Raw genomic sequence first — 17337 nt, 5'->3', positions numbered from 1 at the left:
AAAAATGAATTCCGCAGCAGGTTGACAAATCGAATCCAAAAGATAGCCTTGTCAACCACGAGAGGAACTCATGATAAACGACCGAATTCGCCGCGCCCGCCTGCAACGAGGCCTCACCCTAGAGGGTCTGGCGGCCCAGCTTGGCGACATCACCAAACAAGCGTTAAGCAAATATGAGAAAGGGTTGAGCACTCCAAACTCTTCTCGCCTGCTGCAACTGGCCAAGGCACTTCAGGTCAGCCCCGAATATTTTTTCCGCGCGGAGGTTATTCCTCTGGCACCTCTTGAGTTTCGAAAGCTGGCCAGAATGCCCAAGTATCGCCAAGCTCAAGTTGAAGAAAAAATTCGGGAACATCTCGAGCGCTACATTTCACTTGAGCAATGTTTCGATCCTGCAGATATCCAGACCCCTGCTACCCCCGCACAGATGCTCCCTGTTTCAACCCTTGAGGAGGCTGAGCTGGCAGCCGAGAAGCTTCGCCAGTTTTGGGGAATCGGTAGCGATCCCATCGCCAATCTGACTGAGCAACTGGAAGAGCACAGCATCAAGGTTGCAATGCTGAACGGCCCAGATGATTTCGATGGCGCTTGTGCTGCTACCGGTGACGGCGAACATGTACTAATTGCTTTGAATGCTGACCGTCCAGGTGAGCGAGTCAGATTTACGGCTGCTCATGAGCTCGGCCATTGGGTTATGGCGTTGCCTGGAGACATGCCGGAGAGAGACAAAGAAAACTGTTGTCACCGTTTTGCCGGCGCATTTCTCTATCCCGCCAAAAGCGTAACCGGCGATTTCGGCAGCCATCCCCGGTCCAGAGTCCATCCACGAGAGCTACTGATCGCCAAACGCCAATACGGAATATCGATGCACGCTGCGTTGAGACGACTGAAGGATCTGAAGCTACTTAGCGAAAGTGGCTACAAATCCCTCACTATTCAATTCAGTGCCAACGGCTGGCGCAAAGCAGAGCCCGAACCTATGCCGTGCAAACCGCCCCAGCGCTTTGATTCCCTGGTGTTCTGGGGATTGGCAGAAGGATTGATCACCAAGTCGCGGGCTGCTGAACTCCTGCGCAAACCAGTGAGCGCACTTGACCCCAATTTCTTGGGCTCACTGGAGAGTGCATGAGTCTGATCTATATCAGTGATACAAATATCTGGATCGACTTCAGAAATGCCGGATTGCTGGAGCAGATGTTCAGCTTGCCGTTTACGCTGTGTTGCACTGACTTCGTAATGTACGAACTCGACGACTTTTCACACGACGAGCTGCTCGACCGAGGGTTGATTGTCGAATCGTTCGATGAGGCAGGTGTAATAAGATTGTCGGGGCTGAGGATCGAGCACAACAACAGCTCTTTAGCCGACGTCTCCTGCTACTTGCTTGCGCAGGAAACGGGCCGTCCTTTACTCACCGGAGATGGCAGGTTGCGCCGTCAGGCCCAAAGAGATGGGTTACAGGTACACGGCGCGCTATGGCTGCTCGATTTAATGGTAGAGCACCAAGTCATCGACGAAACAGAAGCTGCAAATGCTTTGGCTCACATGCTCGAACACGGTGCTCGCCTGCCGATTGGCGAGTGTGAAACAAGGCTTTCGCGCTGGCGAAAGCCCTGAGTTCTGGAACTAAATCAGCGTCCCTTCTTCCACAACCACGCGCCGACCAGGATCCCCATCCCGCACAGCACCGCCACATAGTAGGCCGGCCCCATCGCGCTTTCTTTCAGCAGCAGGCTGACGACCATCGGGGTCAGGCCGCCGAAGATCGCGTAAGCGACGTTATAAGAGAAGGACAGACCGCTGAAGCGCACCACCGGCGGGAAAGCCTTCACCATCACATAAGGCACCGCGCCGATGGTGCCGACCAGGAAACCGGTCAACGCGTACAGCGGGAACAGCCAGTTCGGGTGGTCGGCGAGGCTGTGGTAGAAGGTCCAGGAGCTGGCAAGCAGAGCCGCGCAGCCGAACACAAACACGCGACCGGCACCAAAGCGATCCGCCAGCGCGCCGGAAATGATGCAGCCAAAGCTCAGGAACACGATCGCCAGGCTGTTGGATTGCAGCGCGGTGGTCGGCGAGAAGTGATAGACCGTTTGCAGCACGGTCGGGGTCATCAGGATCACCACGACGATGCCGGCGGACAGCAGCCAGGTCAGCAGCATCGACACCGCGATGGCTCCGCGATGGTCACGCAGTACGGCGCGCAGCGGCACTTCTTCGGCCAGGGCCTTGCGCAGTTGCAGTTCGGCGAACACCGGGGTCTCGTGCAGCCAGCGACGCAGGTAAACCGAGAACAGGCCGAACACACCGCCGAGCAGGAACGGGATCCGCCAGGCGTAATTCGAAACTTCCGTTGGCGTATAGAGGCTGTTGATCGCGGTGGCGACCAGCGATCCCAGCAGGATGCCTGCCGTCAGGCCGCTGGTCAGGGTGCCGCAGGCGTAGCCGATGTGCTTGCCGGGTACGTGTTCGGAAACGAAGACCCACGCCCCCGGCACCTCACCGCCAATCGCCGCGCCCTGAATCACGCGCATCAACAGCAGCAGGATCGGCGCCCACAGGCCGATCTGCGCGTAGGTCGGCAACAGGCCCATGATCAGGGTCGGCACCGCCATCATGAAAATGCTCAGGGTGAACATCTTCTTGCGCCCCAGCAGGTCGCCGAAGTGCGCCATGACGATCCCGCCCAGCGGCCGCGCGAGGTAGCCGGCGGCGAAGATGCCGAAGGTCTGCATCAGGCGCAGCCACTCGGGCATGTCGGCCGGGAAGAACAATTTGCCGACCACGGTGGCGAAGAACACGAAGATGATGAAATCGTAAAACTCCAGCGCGCCCCCCAGGGCCGATAGCGACAGAGTCTTGTAGTCATTGCGGGTCAACGGTCGTGCGGGTTGGTCGGGCTGCGCGAGGCTCGAGGGCGCTGTGGTCATGGCAAGGTCTTCTCTTATAGTCGGATCTGCCGCCACAACAACGCTGGCTGTGGCTCGGGCAGGTTCGGCACCATAGCAAATTGTTCGAAAAAGCACATAGAGGTGCGTATTTGCCAGTCGAAATCAGAACCGGACGGTCGTCGCGGAGTCTACCGACCGATATACTCGCAACCTTGCTCCGGTTTGTAGGGGGTTGCTGTGCGAAAACGTCGTTGGCCCGGCCTTTGCTCGGGATTAGCCGGTTTCGCAGAGTTTCTCCTTAGGCGCCTGATGGAAAACGTGACGAACGTAGTATGTTCGGTGCTGAATCGTTTTTCCCGAAGACGGCTACCACCAGCAGCACCAACGAAGAGTCACGGGTCAGAGGCACCCCCGGCATGATAGAGCTCGAACAAGAAGATCCGATCCCGCAAGGCGACCTGGCCCTGCAAATCACCGCACTTCCCCGCGAAACCAACGGCTTCGGCGATATTTTCGGCGGTTGGCTGGTCGCACAGATGGACCTGGCCGGCACGGCCATGGCCAGCCGTGTTGCCGGTGGCCGTGTCGCGACCGTCGCCATCGACCGCATGGCGTTTCTGGTGCCGGTGGCTGTCGGCGCGCAATTGTCCTTTTATACCCAGACCCTGGAAATCGGCCGCAGCTCGATCCAGATGATGGTCGAGGTGTGGAGCGACGACCCGCTGTCCAGCGAGTGGCGTAAAGTGACTGAAGCGGTGTTCGTGTTCGTTGCCATCGATGGCAGCGGTCGCACCCGCTCGGTTCCGCCACGCGCACGTTAAACCTCGCGACCGTTTCACGGTCGATAGTCGTCCAAGTTGCTGATCGAGAGTTGTCCCATGAACACGCCCAACGTTGAAGCCGTGAAACTGGATGAACTGAACTGCTGGCGCATCCGCCACGGTCAGGCCGAAGTGCTGGTGGCCCAGCAAGGCGCGCACATCCTCAGTTATCAGGTGGACGGCCAGCCGCCGATCATCTGGCTGAACGACAAGGCCGTGTTCAAGACCGGCCAGAGCATCCGCGCCGGTGTGCCGGTGTGCTGGCCGTGGTTCGGCAAGTTCGAACGCAACCCGCAGAGCGTGCAGGCGATGCGCGTCAGCGAGGAACCGGCCGCCGCCCACGGGTTTGTCCGGGCGATGGATTGGGAACTAGGCGGCATCGAAACCGAAGGTGAAAGCCTGAAGGTGGAGTTCACCCTGCCCTACCCCGAAGGCGGTTTTCCGGGCTGGTCGCATCAGGTCGACCTGACCCTGACCCTGCGCCTCGACGATCAGTTGCACATCAGCCTGACCAGCCACAACCGTGGCGCCGACACCGTCAGCATCAGCCAGGCGCTGCACAGCTATTTCGCGGTCAGCGATGTGCGCAACGTGCGCGTCGAAGGCGTGGATGGCCTGGATTACATCGAGACCCTGGACGACTGGAAGACTCACACCCAGCAAGGCGACCTGCGTTTTGCCGGGGAAATCGACCGCATCTATCTCGACGCTCCGTCGCAACTGAGCATCGTCGACCCGGCCTGGGAACGGCGCATCGTGCTGACCGCTACCGGTTCACGCACGGCGGTGATCTGGAACCCGTGGATAGACCGCGCCGCCGCGCTCAGCGACATGGATAACGACGGCTGGCAGCGCATGCTGTGCATCGAGACGGCGAACGTGATGAGTGATGTGATGACTCTGGCGCCGGATGCCGGTCACACAATGGGTGTCAGTATTGGCAGCGAGCCACTCTGAAAACAAAAATCGCAGCCCTGAGGCTGCGTTTTTTTTGCGGGTCTGAATTACAGATCCGATTCCTGCACCACCCGCACCTTGTCCGCTTCCAGCGCATACGCCGCATCGGCCAGGTCATTGCTGACCTTTTCGATCTTCAGCGTGCCGGTCACCCATAACGGCGTGTAGATATCGTCCAGCTTCAAACCCTTCGGATAGCGCACCAGCACCAGTTGATTCGGTGGCGGTGGCGGAACATGGATGCACGCGCCCGGGTACGGCACCAGGAAGAACAGCGTGCTGCGACCCTTGGCGTCGGATTCCAGCGGCACCGGATAACCGCCGATGCGGATGTGTTTGTCATTCATCGACGCCACGGTCTTGGTCGAATACATCACCGCCGGCAAACCTTTGGCCTGCTTCATCCCGCCTTTCTGGGTGAAGGTGCCGGTGGCTTCCGGGGAGTTGTGGTCGATTTCAGGCATGGCCTCGAGGGCTTTCTGGTCCGACTTGGGCATCAGTTCCAGCCAGTCGGTTTCCGGCAGTTCGCCGGCGTGGGCCATACCGCTGCCCAGCAAAAGGAGAGTCAACAGAAGACGGCGCATGAAGGTGCTCGGTAAAGGATGCTCGAAAAGGGAGGGGACGCTGAATCGCCGAGCATTTTAGCCCTCCCCGCCGGATTGGCGGAGAGGACTTTGTCGCTTTGAATCAGTTCTTTTTGATCAGGCCGTAGATCACCAGCAATACGATGGCGCCAACCAGCGCACCGATGAAACCTGCGCCCTGACCGGCCTGATAGATGCCCAGGGCCTGGCCGCCGTAGGTGGCTGCCAGCGAACCGCCGATACCGAGCAGGATGGTCATGATCCAGCCCATGCTGTCATCGCCCGGTTTCAGGAACCGCGCCAGCAGGCCGACGATGAGGCCGATAAAGATGGTTCCGATAATTCCCATGGCATTTCCTCTGAATGGTAGATATGCGATGAAGCCTAGCCAGACTTTCGCATCCTGCCATCAGAGAACGGCGGCCCCGCAATGGTTCCGCCGTTGCCGGATGAAACTGTCGTTACTCGGCGATCAGCGCTTCGACCTTGAGGATCTGCTGCTCGAGGGTCGCCTTGTCCTTGCAGCGCAGGTTGGCGTGACCGACCTTGCGCCCGGCCTTGAAGGCCTTGCCGTAGTGATGCAGGTGGCAATCGTCGATGGCGATGACCTTCTCGACCGGTGGCACCACACCGATGAAGTTGAGCATCGCGCTCTCGCCGACCTTGGCGGTCGAGCCCAGCGGCAGACCGGCAACGGCCCGCAGGTGGTTTTCGAACTGGCTGCACTCGGCGCCTTCGGTGGTCCAGTGCCCGGAGTTGTGCACGCGCGGGGCGATTTCGTTGGCCTTGAGGCCACCGTCGACTTCAAAGAACTCGAACGCCATCACACCGACATAATCCAGCTGCTTGAGTACGCGGCTGGAATAGTCTTCGGCCAGGGCCTGCAGCGGGTGATCGGAGCTGGCGACCGACAGCTTGAGAATGCCGCTGTCGTGGGTGTTGTGCACCAGTGGATAGAATTTCGTCTCGCCATCGCGGGCGCGCACGGCGATCAGCGACACTTCACCGGTGAATGGCACGAAGCCTTCCAGCAGGCAAGGCACGCTGCCCAGTTCGGCGAACGTACCGACCACGTCTTCCGGCTTGCGCAGGACTTTCTGGCCCTTGCCGTCGTAACCCAGGGTGCGGGTTTTCAACACGGCCGGCAGGCCGATCGACGCAACGGCGGCGTCCAGGTCGGCTTGCGACTGGATGTCGGCGAACGCCGGGGTCGGAATCCCCAGGTCCTTGAACATGCTCTTTTCGAACCAGCGGTCGCGGGCGATGCGCAGGGCTTCAGCGCTCGGGTAGACCGGCACGAATTGCGAAAGGAAAGCTACGGTTTCCGCCGGGACGCTTTCGAACTCGAAGGTCACCAGATCGACTTCATCGGCCAGTTGACGCAGGTGATCCTGATCGCCGTAATCGGCCCGCAGGTGTTCGCCCAGCGCAGCGGCGCAAGCGTCCGGCGCAGGGTCGAGGAAAGCGAAGTTCATGCCCAGCGGAGTACCCGCCAGGGCCAACATGCGACCCAACTGGCCGCCACCGATTACACCGATCTTCATCTCAACAACCTCAGGCAATACGTGGGTCTGGATTGTCCAGGACGCTGTCTGTCTGCTCGGCACGGAAGGTTTTCAGTACCGCGTGGAATTGTGGATGCTTGGCGCCCAGGATGCTCGCCGACAACAGCGCGGCATTGATCGCGCCGGCCTTGCCGATGGCCAGGGTGGCGACCGGAATGCCGGCCGGCATCTGCACGATCGACAGCAGCGAGTCGACGCCCGAAAGCATCGCCGACTGCACCGGCACGCCCAGCACCGGCAGGTGGGTCTTGGCCGCACACATGCCTGGCAGGTGGGCTGCGCCACCGGCACCGGCGATAATCACCTCGATTCCTCGGCCTTCAGCCTCTTCGGCGTACTGGAACAGCAGATCCGGGGTGCGGTGGGCAGAAACCACCTTGACCTCGTACGGGATGCCGAGCTTTTCCAGCATATCGGCGGTGTGGCTAAGGGTGGACCAATCGGACTTGGAGCCCATGATCACGCCAACCAGTGCACTCATCGTCGCGCCTCTTCTCTCTGGGCGCCCGCAGGCGCGTCAAAAACAACAAGCCACGCAGGATGCGTGGCTTGTTGTAGGAAAAATGGCCGGACGAACCGGCCGAAGGCCGCGCAGTATACCGCAAAGAAAGCAATAAACAGCCCCCGTTGCGACCATCTGTCATCTGCCGCAAAAGCCCGGTTTTATTGACTCGAAGGTCAGTGACCGGGACATGTTTCACGCACCGGCCGGACCTTGCGCCGCCCCGCCTTCCAGCTTGCGCCACAACAACCGCACATTGGCCTTGCGCACCAGCGCGCAGCGGTACAGGCGAATCTCCAGCGGCACATGCCATTGCGCACCGCCGCAGACCACCAGTTCGCCCCGGGCCAGTTCGGCCCGCACGCTCAGTTGCGGAACCCAGGCGATACCAAGGCCTTCCAGCGCCATGCTTTTCAGGCTGTCGGCCATGGCGGTTTCATAAATCGTGGTGAAGCGCAGCTGACGCTGGCGCAGCAAGCCATTCACCGAGCGCCCGAGAAACGCCCCGGCGCTGTACGCCAGCAACGGCACACTGCCCTCGCCTTCCAGATCGAACAGCGGTTTGCCATTGGCATCCGCCGCACACACCGGCAGCATTTCGGTCTGGCCAAGGTGCAGCGACGGGAAGATTTCCGGGTCCATCTGCATCGCCGCGTCCGGGTCGTAGAACGCCAGCATCAGATCGCAGCCACCTTCACGCAGCGCGTGCACCGCGTCGCCGACGTTGGTCGCGACCAGCCGGGTGGCGATGTTCAGGCCTTCGTTGCGCAGTTGAGCGATCCAGCGCGGGAAGAATCCGAGCGCCAACGAATGCGCCGCTGCGACTTGGATCACTTCGCCTTGCCCACCTTCGAGGTGATGCAAATGGCGCAACACTTCACCGAGCTGTTCGACCACGGTGCGCGCGGTTACCAGGAACAATTGCCCCGCCGCCGTCAGCTCGATCGGCGTGCGCGAGCGGTTGACCAGCGTCAGCCCGAGCGCCGCTTCCAGGCTGCGGATCCGCCGGCTGAAGGCCGGCTGGGTCACGAAGCGCCGTTCGGCCGCCTGCGAGAAGCTGCGGGTGGCGGCCAGAGCACTGAAGTCCTCGAGCCATTTGCTTTCCAGATTCATCACGTCCTCCCGGACACGCACCAAAACAGGTCACACGTCTGCCGTGCACGCGGCGTCACACGGGCATTATGCCGAATGTGCATAGGGCAGTGTTTAACAGCATTGGCCCAAAAATTCCCACAAGCCTAGCATTCGCAGCGTTCCGGCACAGACCGGGTCCCTATCGAGATGATTTCTATCATGTCCTCCGCTGCATCATTCCGCACAGAAAACGACCTGCTTGGCACCCTCGAAGTCCCTGCTCAAGCGTATTACGGCATCCAGACCCTGCGAGCGGTGAACAACTTCCGTCTCTCGGGCGTTCCGATTTCGCACTACCCGAAGCTGGTTGTCGGTCTGGCAATGGTCAAACAGGCCGCTGCTGACGCCAACCGCGAGCTGGGTCACCTGAGCGAAGCCAAGCACGCTGCCATCAGCGAAGCCTGTGCCCGTCTGATCCGCGGCGATTTCCACGAAGAGTTCGTGGTCGACATGATTCAAGGTGGCGCCGGTACCTCCACCAACATGAACGCCAACGAAGTGATCGCCAACATTGCTCTTGAAGCGATGGGTCACCAGAAAGGCGAATACCAGTACCTGCACCCGAACGACGACGTGAACATGGCGCAGTCGACCAACGACGCCTACCCGACCGCGATCCGCCTGGGTCTGCTGCTGGGTCACGACGCACTGCTGGCCAGCCTCGACAGCCTGATTCAGGCGTTCGCGGCCAAGGGTGAAGAATTCAACCACGTCCTGAAGATGGGTCGTACCCAGCTGCAAGACGCCGTGCCGATGACCCTGGGTCAGGAATTCCGTGCTTTCGCCACCACCATGGGCGAAGACCTGGCCCGTCTGAAGACGCTGGCCCCGGAACTGCTGACCGAAGTGAACCTGGGCGGCACCGCGATCGGCACCGGCATCAACGCCGACCCGCGCTACCAGGCCCTGGCCGTACAGCGTCTGGCGCTGATCAGCGGTCAACCGCTGGTTCCAGCCGCCGACCTGATCGAAGCCACTTCCGACATGGGCGCCTTCGTGCTGTTCTCCGGCATGCTCAAGCGCACCGCGGTCAAGCTGTCGAAAATCTGCAACGACCTGCGCCTGCTGTCCAGCGGCCCGCGCACCGGCATCAACGAAATCAACCTGCCGGCGCGTCAGCCAGGCAGCTCGATCATGCCAGGCAAGGTCAACCCGGTGATTCCGGAAGCCGTGAACCAGGTGGCGTTCCAGGTCATCGGTAACGATCTGGCGCTGACCATGGCAGCCGAGGGCGGCCAACTGCAACTGAACGTAATGGAGCCGCTGATCGCCTTCAAGATCCTCGACTCGATCCGCCTGCTGCAACGCGCCATGGACATGCTGCGCGAGCACTGCATCGTCGGCATCACCGCCAACGAAGCGCGCTGCCGCGAACTGGTCGAACACTCGATCGGTCTGGTCACTGCACTGAACCCGTACATCGGCTACAAAAACGCCACCCGCATCGCCCGTATCGCCCTTGAAAGCGGCCGCGGCGTGCTGGAACTGGTGCGCGAAGAAGGTCTGCTCGACGAAGCCATGCTCGCCGACATCCTGCGCCCGGAAAACATGATTGCTCCGCGTCTGGTTCCGCTCAAAGCCTGAGCCGACGCGTGACTTGTAGCACCGCTCACCAGGTCGAGGGACTAGACACCTCTCACCTTTTGAGGGCTTGGGGATGATTCCCCGAGCCCTTTTTTTTAACTGTTTGAACCTGAGAACCGTATGTATGGAAGCTGGCTGCAAACCGGCTCCCAGACAAGCCCGACGCCGGTAACGTCGGGTGTTTCAAAGCTTCGTTTCGTCGCTTGCACCACAACCGTGCAGACGGGCGCCGCACTGATCGGTATAGTGCCGCCCCTCTTCGCGTGAGCGGTCGTCGGTAACGAGGCCATAACCCATGCGAAACCCGAACTAATAACAAACCCGCGATATGGATCCGGGACGAACCCTCGCCTCGCCCGTTGTGCCGCGCGCACACCGGTGTAACGCGATGTTTCTGACCATCCAGCATTTGCTTAAACAATAAACAGCGAGGAAAAATCCATGCTCGAAGTCATCAACGACTTCCTCTCAGGGAAAGTACTGATCGTGCTCATTGTCGGGCTCGGTAGCTACTTCACGATTCGCTCGCGTTTCGTTCAATTGCGCCACTTCTTCCACATGTTCGCGGTGTTCCGCGACAGCCTCAAAGGCAGCGCCGGGCAACTCAGCTCGTTCCAGGCCCTGATGCTCAGCCTCGCCGGCCGCGTCGGTGCAGGCAACATCGCCGGTGTCGGCATCGCCGTGACCCTCGGTGGTCCGGGTGCAGTGTTCTGGATGTGGGTGACCGCGCTGGTCGGCATGTCCAGCAGCTTCTTCGAATGTACGCTGGCCCAGGTCTACAAGCGCGCCGATGGCGACGGTTTGTACCGTGGCGGCCCGGCTTACTACATCCAGCACGGCCTGAAGCTCAAAGGCATGGCGGTGGTGTTCTCGATCCTGCTGCTGGTCACTTACGGCTTCGCCTTCATCGGCCTGCAGTCCTACACCGTGACCCACTCGCTGCAGAACGCTTTTGCCTTCGACCCGCAACACACCGGCATCGTCCTGGCGGTGCTGCTGGCCATTACCTTCATCGGTGGCATCAAGCGTATTGCTTCGGTGTCCGACCTGCTGGTGCCGATCAAGACCCTGGCCTACATCGGTGTGACCCTGTACGTGATCGGCACCCAGATCGAACACGTGCCAGCCATGCTGGTGACCATCTTCAAAAGCGCCTTCGGTCTCGACCCGGCCTTCGGCGGCCTGCTCGGCAGCGCGATTGTCATGGGCGTGAAGCGTGGCGTGTTCGCCAACGAAGCGGGCCTGGGCAGTGCGCCGAACGTCGCCGCCGTGGCCGCCGTGAAGCACCCGGGTGCTCAGGGCGTGGTTCAGGCGTTCAGCGTGTTCCTCGACACCTTCGTGATCTGCACCTGCACCGCGCTGCTGATTCTGTTGTCGGGCTTCTACACCCCAGGCTTCGAAGGTGACGGCATCGTCCTGACCCAGAACTCGCTGGCCGCCGTGGTCGGTGACTGGGGCCGCATGTTCGTCAGCGTCGCACTGTCGCTGTTCGTCTTCACGTGCATCCTCTACAACTACTACCTGGGCGAAAACAGCCTGCAGTTCCTCACCCGCAACCGCGCTGCGCTGATGACCTTCCGCGGTCTGGTGCTGGCGCTGGTGGTCTGGGGTTCGATGCAGGACCTGTCGACCGTGTTCGCCTTCGCCGACATCACCATGACCTGCCTGGCCTTCGTCAACCTGATGGCCCTGGCCCTGCTGTTCAAGGTCGGCATGCGCGTGATGCGCGACTACGATGCGCAGCGCCGCGCAGGCGTCGACCAGCCGGTGTTCGACTCCAGCAAGTTCAGCGACCTGGATCTGGACCTGAAGGCCTGGCCCGCCAATCCGACGGCCGACACTCAGGCCAACGCTCAGCCGCAAGGCATCCCCGCAGCGCAACGCTGATCGGGTAAAAACCGGGCGCAGTTCTTGCGCCCGGCGTGACACAAGCAGCGGTCGGCGTCATGCTCGACCGCATGCTGTCCTCGTTCAGGAGAACTCCCCATGAATTCCTCGACCTACCCTGCCGCCCAGCACGTCATGGTGCTGTACACCGGTGGCACCATCGGCATGCAGGCCAGCGCCAATGGCCTGGCCCCGGCGTCCGGTTTCGAAGCGCGGATGCGCGATTACCTGCACAGCCAGCCTGAGCTGGTGGTGCCGCAGTGGCGCTTTCGCGAGATGTCGCCGCTGATCGACAGCGCCAACATGAACCCGGCCTACTGGCAGCAACTGCGAGAAGCGGTGGTCGACGCCGTCGATGTGCAAGGCTGCGACAGCGTACTGATCCTGCACGGCACCGACACCCTGGCCTACAGCGCCGCCGCCATGAGCTTCCAATTGCTCGGCCTGCATGCCCGCGTGTGCTTCACCGGTTCGATGCTGCCGGCCGGCGTCACCGACAGCGACGCCTGGGAAAACCTCAGCGGCGCACTGGTCGCCCTCGGCCACGGCCTGGCGCCGGGCGTGCATCTGTATTTCCACGGCGAACTGCTGGCCCCGACCCGCTGCGCGAAAGTGCGCAGCTTCGGCCGTCATCCGTTCAAACGCCTGGAGCGTCAGGGCGGCGGCGTGAAAGCCACTTCCTTGCCGGCCGCGCTGAACTACAACCAACCGAAGCAACTGGCCAAGGTTGCGGTGTTGCCGCTGTTCCCAGGCATTGGCGCCGAGATCATCGACGGCCTGCTCGACAGCGGCATTCAGGGTCTGGTGCTGGAATGCTACGGCAGCGGCACCGGGCCGAGCGATAACCCGCAATTCCTCGCCAGCCTCGGCCGGGCGCGGGACAACGGCGTGGTCGTAGTTGCGGTTACGCAGTGCCATGAAGGCGGCGTGGAGCTGGATGTCTACGAAGCGGGCAGCCGCTTGCGTGGTGTTGGCGTGTTGTCTGGTGGCGGGATGACTCGCGAGGCAGCGTTCGGCAAGTTGAACGGATTGCTTGGTGCGAGTCTTGAGACAGCTGAAGTGCGGCGACTGGTCGAACTCGATCTGTGCGGCGAACTCATCTGATCAGGGCTGTAAATACAATTTTTTAACATCAATTGACCTTCCTGCAGAACTTCTGCAGGAAGGTTTTAAAACAATCAATCTTACGTAAATGCAAATCCTCCTAGCGTGAGTTTGGAGTTACCCTTCTGATCACACTCCAAAAGTACCCACCTTTCCATACTACTCATTGAGGGAATACTACATCAAAAACCCCTTTATCCAGGCTTGTCGATCCCTCCGCAATTTTCGCATGAAAAACCCCATGATATGAATTAGGTTCTGTACCCTCATATAGGGTCACACCGCCTTCACTTGGATACTGAATACCTTCAGGCGTTACAAATTGCAGAACGGTGTCACTCCAGATATCAAAGGGTATTTCTACACCATATTCCTTAATGCAGAAAATATTGATCTTTATGTCTTCATACTTGTAAATGATAATCATGCTGCTCTCATAGTTGGAACCCTTAGTCGTACTAAATACTTTTTCCAGACCATTAATCCTTACCTTCATACTCCCCTCGGCCGGACCCATTTTCAAACCTTTAAATTTATCGGCAATGATGTCGTCAAAGTCTGCTTTCTTGCTCATTTCAATCTCCTTTGCTTTCCAGCGAATCAAAAATGGTCGCATTCCAACTGCTGACTTCGGGCGGGGCGACAACTTTCACAATAGAAGTCAAAAAAATTCATGTCAAATAGAATTCGAGAATTTAAATTAACCGACAAGCGGTCGTATTTATAGATCCGACCTGTAATTTCTGACAGTGGTTAGCTCACAATCAAGCATGTAAATTGAAGCCCCCAGCTCTGACTTTATATTTTTAATCCAACAACTCAGAATATTTCCGCTGTGAACATTTACGAAATATTAAAACTCCACGTAAAAAACTTAAACCAACTATCATCCGGCGCTCTCGCCAAACCCAAATTGCCCGGCACGCAACTTGCACTAATACAGTTCTTTTCAGCCCGGATTGCCCCATGCTCCACTCCCACCTCACCACCCTCAACGCTGTCTCCCTGGTGCTCAACACCTTCAGGGATCAGGGCCTGTCCAGCGAAGCGCTGCTGGCCGGCAGCGGCATCAGCGCGGCGGATCTGAGCCGGGCCGACACTCGCATCACCACCAACCAGGAGATGCAGGTCTGCGCCAATGCAGTCGCGCTCAAGCATGACATCGGTCTGGAACTGGGCCGGCGCATGCACGTTTCCTGCTACGGCATCCTCGGTTACGCGCTGCTGACCTGTGCCACCTTCGGTGACGCTTTGCGGCTGGCGATCCGGTATCCGGCGCTGCTGGGAACACTTTACGAGCTGAGCCTGGAAGACGACGGCGAGCGCGTCTGGTTTGTCGCCGCCGATTACCGCGAGAGCCCGGCGATGGCGGTGTTCAATGCCGAGTTCTGTCTGGTGTCACTGAAAGTCATCTGCGACGACCTGCTCGGCCATCCGCTGCCATTGCTGGCCACCCGCTTTGAACACACCGCGCCGGATTACCGCGACAGCTACGCCGAGCACTTCAAGGCGCCCGTGCATTTCGGCGCCAAGGACAACGCCTTCGCCTTCGACCGACGCTGGCTCGACCAGCCGCTGCCGCTGGCCGACATCATCACCCACCAGGCCATGGCCGAACGCTGCCGCAAGCAGAACACCGAGTTCACCGGCCGTCAGGCGTGGCTGGGGCGAATCCGCCAGTTGCTCAGCGCTCAGCTCAACGCCGCACCGGGGCTGGAAGGTTTGGCGCAGCAGATGAACTGCTCGCCGCGTACCTTGCGCCGGCATCTGAAGGACATGGGTTGCAGCTACCAGGAGCTGCTCGACGAACTGCGTTTCGAGCGGGCCAAGCAGATGCTTTGCGAGGATCAGTTGCCGATCTACCGCATCGCCGAAACCCTGGGCTTCAGCGAGACCGCGAGCTTCCGCCATGCCTTCGTGCGCTGGAGCGGCGTGGCGCCGAGTCAGTTCCGACCACACGGTTAAACCGTCGAGGGGCGATATCAGGTCAGTATTTTTGGCCACATCGATCCCCTTTTGGCCTCTCTGGCCGTTCTCCGATTCGCTCCGCGCCGCAACACTGGAGCCAACCGAATCAGCCCCTGCGGAGAACAACAAATGCTGACGATCTACTCTGACGATCACCACCTGCACCATGGCCGCTGCGAATTGATCGACGGGCAGCTCAAGCCTTGCTTCGAGATGCCGTCGCGCGCCGACCACGTGCTGCAGCGGGTGAAAAACCAAAACCTCGGCCCGGTCGAGGCGCCGAAGGATTTCGGCCTCGGGCCGATCGAGCGCATCCACAGCCGCGACTACCTCGACTTCTTCAAAGGTGCCTGGGCGCGCTGGACCGAATTCAACACCGACGGCGACTTGCTGCCTTACACCTGGCCGGCGCGGACCCTGCGTCAGGTCAAACCGACCAGCCTGCACGGCCAGCTCGGCTATTACAGCTTCGACGGCGGCGCACCGATCACCGCCGGCACCTGGCAAGCGGCGTACAGCGCGGCGCAAGTGGCGCTGACCGCACAAGCGGAAATCCAGCGCGGCGCGCGGGGGGCCTTCGCCCTGTGCCGTCCACCGGGACACCACGCCGCCGGCGATTTGATGGGCGGTTATTGCTACCTCAACAACGCCGCCATCGCTGCGCAGGCGTTCCTCGATCAGGGCCACAAGAAAGTCGCGATCCTCGACGTCGACTACCACCACGGCAACGGCACCCAGTCGATTTTCTACGAGCGCAGCGACGTGCTGTTCACCTCGATCCACGGCCACCCGGAAGCGGAATTCCCGTTCTTCCTCGGCTACGAGGATGAACGCGGCGAAGGCGCCGGTGAAGGCTTCAACTTCAACTATCCACTGCCGGCCGGTTCTGGCTGGGATGTCTGGAGTGCGGCACTGGATCAGGCCTGCCAGCAGATCGACAACTACGGCGCCGACATCATCGTCGTGTCGCTGGGCGTCGACACCTTCAAGGACGACCCGATCTCCCAGTTCAAGCTCGACAGCCCGGATTACCTGGCGATGGGCAAGCGCATCGCGGCCCTCGGCAAACCGACCCTGTTCGTCATGGAAGGTGGCTACGCGGTGGAAGAAATCGGCATCAACGCGGTGAACGTGCTCGAAGGTTTCGAACAATGAGCAGACTCAAGCACTTCATCGCGCCAGCGTTGTGTGCAGCGCTGCTGAGCAGCGCCGCACACGCTGAAGAACGCACCCTGCGCGTCTACAACTGGTTCGATTACATCACCCCAAAGGCACTGGAGGATTTCAAGGCGCAGAACAGCCAGACCAGACTGGTCTACGACATCTTCGACACCAACGAAGCACTGGAAGCCAAACTGCTGACCGGCAACTCCGGCTATGACGTGGTGGTCCCGTCCAACGTGTTCCTCGCCAAGCAAATCGAGGCCGGGGTGTTCCAACCGCTGGATCGCAGCCAGTTGCCGAACTGGAACCACCTCGACCCGAAACTGATGAAGCTGATCGAGGCCAACGACCCGGGCAACCAGTTCGCCGTGCCGTACATGTACGGCACCATCCTGATCGGCTTCAACCCGGCCAAGGTCAAGGCAGCGCTGGGTGACAGCGCGCCAGTGGACAGCTGGGACCTGATTTTCAAGGAAGAGAACATCAGCAAGCTCAAGCAGTGCGGCGTGGCCCTGCTCGATTCGCCTTCGGAGATCCTGCCGCTGGCCCTGCAACACCTTGGCCTGGATCCCAATAGCAAGAACCCGGCGGACTACGCCAAGGCTGAAGCGCTGCTGATGAAGATCCGTCCATATGTGACCTACTTCCATTCGTCCAAGTACATGGCCGATATCGCCAACGGTGACATCTGCGTCGCGGTCGGTTATTCAGGCAGCTTCTCGCAAGCCGCCAACCGCGCCAGGGAAGCGAAGAACGGCGTGGTGGTCGACATGCGCCTGCCGAAGGAAGGGGCGCCGATCTGGTTCGACATGCTCGCGATCCCGAAAGGCGCGAAGAATCCCCAGGACGCCTACACCTTCATCAACTACCTGCTGCAACCGCAGGTGATTGCGCCGGTCAGCGATTTTGTCGGCTATCCGAACCCGAACAAGGACGCTACCGCGCAGGTCGATCCGGCAATTCGCAACAATCCGAATCTGTACCCGACCGATGCGGCGATGAATACGCTCTACACCCTGCAACCGTTGCCGCGCGATGCGGAACGGGCACGCACGCGGGCGTGGACCAAAATCAAGTCCGGCACCTGAAACCTGACAACCTGAACAGACCCGCCTTCGCGGGTCTTTTTTTGCCTGCAAGATTTATGTACCCCACTGCGTCGCGACCGAGGTTCTA

General features: G+C 60.2%; 17 protein-coding genes. 10 read left to right on the top strand and 7 right to left on the bottom strand.

Translation table 11 applies throughout. The features are described from left to right. Window positions 1-70: 70 nt before the first annotated feature. Complete coding sequence (locus CAF80_RS10695) at window positions 71-1129, top strand: helix-turn-helix domain-containing protein (RefSeq protein ID WP_085667337.1); 1059 nt, start codon at window positions 71-73, stop codon at window positions 1127-1129. Continuing rightward, complete coding sequence (locus CAF80_RS10690) at window positions 1126-1617, top strand: nucleotide-binding protein (protein WP_039765106.1); 492 nt, start codon at window positions 1126-1128, stop codon at window positions 1615-1617. The genes CAF80_RS10695 and CAF80_RS10690 overlap by 4 nt, the downstream gene beginning before the upstream one ends. A 14-nt stretch (window positions 1618-1631) precedes the next feature. Here CAF80_RS10690 and CAF80_RS10685 read toward each other — a convergent pair whose 3' ends face one another. Beyond that, window positions 1632-2930 carry an MFS transporter gene (locus CAF80_RS10685; RefSeq protein ID WP_085667336.1) on the bottom strand — a complete coding sequence of 433 codons (1299 nt, stop codon included), beginning with the start codon at window positions 2928-2930 and terminating at the stop codon, window positions 1632-1634. 377 nt (window positions 2931-3307) lie between these two features. Here CAF80_RS10685 and CAF80_RS10680 point away from each other — a divergent pair, with 377 nt between their 5' ends. Further along, complete coding sequence (locus tag CAF80_RS10680; protein WP_003229628.1) at window positions 3308-3712, top strand: acyl-CoA thioesterase; 405 nt, start codon at window positions 3308-3310, stop codon at window positions 3710-3712. A gap of 57 nt (window positions 3713-3769) precedes the next feature. Continuing rightward, window positions 3770-4669 carry a D-hexose-6-phosphate mutarotase gene (locus CAF80_RS10675; RefSeq protein ID WP_074689919.1) on the top strand — a complete coding sequence of 300 codons (900 nt, stop codon included), beginning with the start codon at window positions 3770-3772 and terminating at the stop codon, window positions 4667-4669. Between the two features lie 47 nt (window positions 4670-4716). Here CAF80_RS10675 and CAF80_RS10670 read toward each other — a convergent pair whose 3' ends face one another. From CAF80_RS10670 to CAF80_RS10650, 5 genes are all read right to left on the bottom strand, one after another. After that, window positions 4717-5253 (bottom strand): DUF3299 domain-containing protein, encoded by a 537-nt coding sequence (locus CAF80_RS10670; protein WP_039765102.1) that lies wholly within the window; start codon window positions 5251-5253, stop codon window positions 4717-4719. A gap of 103 nt (window positions 5254-5356) precedes the next feature. Continuing rightward, the gene (locus CAF80_RS10665; protein WP_003229635.1) at window positions 5357-5602 is read right to left on the bottom strand and encodes a GlsB/YeaQ/YmgE family stress response membrane protein; all 246 of its coding nucleotides are present in this window, start codon (window positions 5600-5602) and stop codon (window positions 5357-5359) included. Between the two features lie 112 nt (window positions 5603-5714). Continuing rightward, window positions 5715-6797, bottom strand: a complete 1083-nt coding sequence (locus CAF80_RS10660; RefSeq protein WP_011336621.1) for a 5-(carboxyamino)imidazole ribonucleotide synthase — start codon at window positions 6795-6797, stop codon at window positions 5715-5717. 10 nt (window positions 6798-6807) lie between these two features. Then, window positions 6808-7299, bottom strand: a complete 492-nt coding sequence (gene purE / locus CAF80_RS10655) for a 5-(carboxyamino)imidazole ribonucleotide mutase (protein WP_007954291.1) — start codon at window positions 7297-7299, stop codon at window positions 6808-6810. Window positions 7300-7515: 216 nt separating this feature from the next. Next, window positions 7516-8433 (bottom strand): LysR substrate-binding domain-containing protein, encoded by a 918-nt coding sequence (locus CAF80_RS10650; RefSeq protein WP_085667335.1) that lies wholly within the window; start codon window positions 8431-8433, stop codon window positions 7516-7518. 180 nt (window positions 8434-8613) lie between these two features. Between CAF80_RS10650 and aspA the strand changes: the two genes are divergently transcribed. The 3 genes from aspA to CAF80_RS10635 all read left to right on the top strand — a co-directional run bounded on the left by aspA (window position 8614) and on the right by CAF80_RS10635 (window position 13029). Further along, entirely contained in the window at window positions 8614-10038 is a 1425-nt protein-coding gene (gene aspA / locus CAF80_RS10645) for an aspartate ammonia-lyase (RefSeq protein ID WP_039765095.1), read from the top strand. Between the two features lie 441 nt (window positions 10039-10479). Beyond that, a complete protein-coding gene (locus CAF80_RS10640) occupies window positions 10480-11925 on the top strand; it encodes a sodium:alanine symporter family protein (RefSeq protein ID WP_039765093.1) in 1446 nt (481 codons plus the stop codon). Between the two features lie 99 nt (window positions 11926-12024). Beyond that, on the top strand, window positions 12025-13029 hold the full coding sequence (locus tag CAF80_RS10635; RefSeq protein ID WP_085667334.1) for an asparaginase: 1005 nt from the start codon (window positions 12025-12027) through the stop codon (window positions 13027-13029). Between the two features lie 163 nt (window positions 13030-13192). On the opposite strand, the gene CAF80_RS10630 is transcribed toward CAF80_RS10635, so the two are convergent. Continuing rightward, a complete protein-coding gene (locus CAF80_RS10630) occupies window positions 13193-13603 on the bottom strand; it encodes a hypothetical protein (protein ID WP_085667333.1) in 411 nt (136 codons plus the stop codon). 392 nt (window positions 13604-13995) lie between these two features. On the opposite strand from CAF80_RS10630, the gene CAF80_RS10625 reads away from it, so the two are divergent. From CAF80_RS10625 to CAF80_RS10615, 3 genes are all read left to right on the top strand, one after another. Then, window positions 13996-14994 (top strand): AraC family transcriptional regulator, encoded by a 999-nt coding sequence (locus CAF80_RS10625; RefSeq protein WP_085667332.1) that lies wholly within the window; start codon window positions 13996-13998, stop codon window positions 14992-14994. Between the two features lie 132 nt (window positions 14995-15126). Further along, complete coding sequence (locus CAF80_RS10620; protein WP_039765085.1) at window positions 15127-16152, top strand: histone deacetylase family protein; 1026 nt, start codon at window positions 15127-15129, stop codon at window positions 16150-16152. Beyond that, on the top strand, window positions 16149-17249 hold the full coding sequence (locus CAF80_RS10615; RefSeq protein WP_085667331.1) for a polyamine ABC transporter substrate-binding protein: 1101 nt from the start codon (window positions 16149-16151) through the stop codon (window positions 17247-17249). The genes CAF80_RS10620 and CAF80_RS10615 overlap by 4 nt, the downstream gene beginning before the upstream one ends. Window positions 17250-17337: the final 88 nt, after the last annotated feature.

Source organism: Pseudomonas sp. B34(2017), from assembly GCF_002112915.1.
In the GTDB taxonomy this organism is placed as follows: Bacteria; Pseudomonadota; Gammaproteobacteria; order Pseudomonadales; family Pseudomonadaceae; genus Aquipseudomonas; species Aquipseudomonas pharyngis.
The sequence above is the reverse complement of the archived record's forward strand: the minus strand, read 5'-3'. Positions and strand labels throughout refer to the sequence as shown.

Bases quoted from the DNA above. Each gene is read 5' to 3' on its own strand.
- CAF80_RS10695 (WP_085667337.1), top strand. From the start codon at position 71: ATGATAAACGACCGAATTCGCCGCGCCCGCCTGCAACGAGGCCTCACC.
- CAF80_RS10690 (WP_039765106.1), top strand. From the start codon at position 1,126: ATGAGTCTGATCTATATCAGTGATACAAATATCTGGATCGACTTCAGA.
- CAF80_RS10685 (WP_085667336.1), bottom strand. From the start codon at position 2,930: ATGACCACAGCGCCCTCGAGCCTCGCGCAGCCCGACCAACCCGCACGA.
- CAF80_RS10680 (WP_003229628.1), top strand. From the start codon at position 3,308: ATGATAGAGCTCGAACAAGAAGATCCGATCCCGCAAGGCGACCTGGCC.
- CAF80_RS10675 (WP_074689919.1), top strand. From the start codon at position 3,770: ATGAACACGCCCAACGTTGAAGCCGTGAAACTGGATGAACTGAACTGC.
- CAF80_RS10670 (WP_039765102.1), bottom strand. From the start codon at position 5,253: ATGCGCCGTCTTCTGTTGACTCTCCTTTTGCTGGGCAGCGGTATGGCC.
- CAF80_RS10665 (WP_003229635.1), bottom strand. From the start codon at position 5,602: ATGGGAATTATCGGAACCATCTTTATCGGCCTCATCGTCGGCCTGCTG.
- CAF80_RS10660 (WP_011336621.1), bottom strand. From the start codon at position 6,797: ATGAAGATCGGTGTAATCGGTGGCGGCCAGTTGGGTCGCATGTTGGCC.
- purE (WP_007954291.1), bottom strand. From the start codon at position 7,299: ATGAGTGCACTGGTTGGCGTGATCATGGGCTCCAAGTCCGATTGGTCC.
- CAF80_RS10650 (WP_085667335.1), bottom strand. From the start codon at position 8,433: ATGAATCTGGAAAGCAAATGGCTCGAGGACTTCAGTGCTCTGGCCGCC.
- aspA (WP_039765095.1), top strand. From the start codon at position 8,614: ATGTCCTCCGCTGCATCATTCCGCACAGAAAACGACCTGCTTGGCACC.
- CAF80_RS10640 (WP_039765093.1), top strand. From the start codon at position 10,480: ATGCTCGAAGTCATCAACGACTTCCTCTCAGGGAAAGTACTGATCGTG.
- CAF80_RS10635 (WP_085667334.1), top strand. From the start codon at position 12,025: ATGAATTCCTCGACCTACCCTGCCGCCCAGCACGTCATGGTGCTGTAC.
- CAF80_RS10630 (WP_085667333.1), bottom strand. From the start codon at position 13,603: ATGAGCAAGAAAGCAGACTTTGACGACATCATTGCCGATAAATTTAAA.
- CAF80_RS10625 (WP_085667332.1), top strand. From the start codon at position 13,996: ATGCTCCACTCCCACCTCACCACCCTCAACGCTGTCTCCCTGGTGCTC.
- CAF80_RS10620 (WP_039765085.1), top strand. From the start codon at position 15,127: ATGCTGACGATCTACTCTGACGATCACCACCTGCACCATGGCCGCTGC.
- CAF80_RS10615 (WP_085667331.1), top strand. From the start codon at position 16,149: ATGAGCAGACTCAAGCACTTCATCGCGCCAGCGTTGTGTGCAGCGCTG.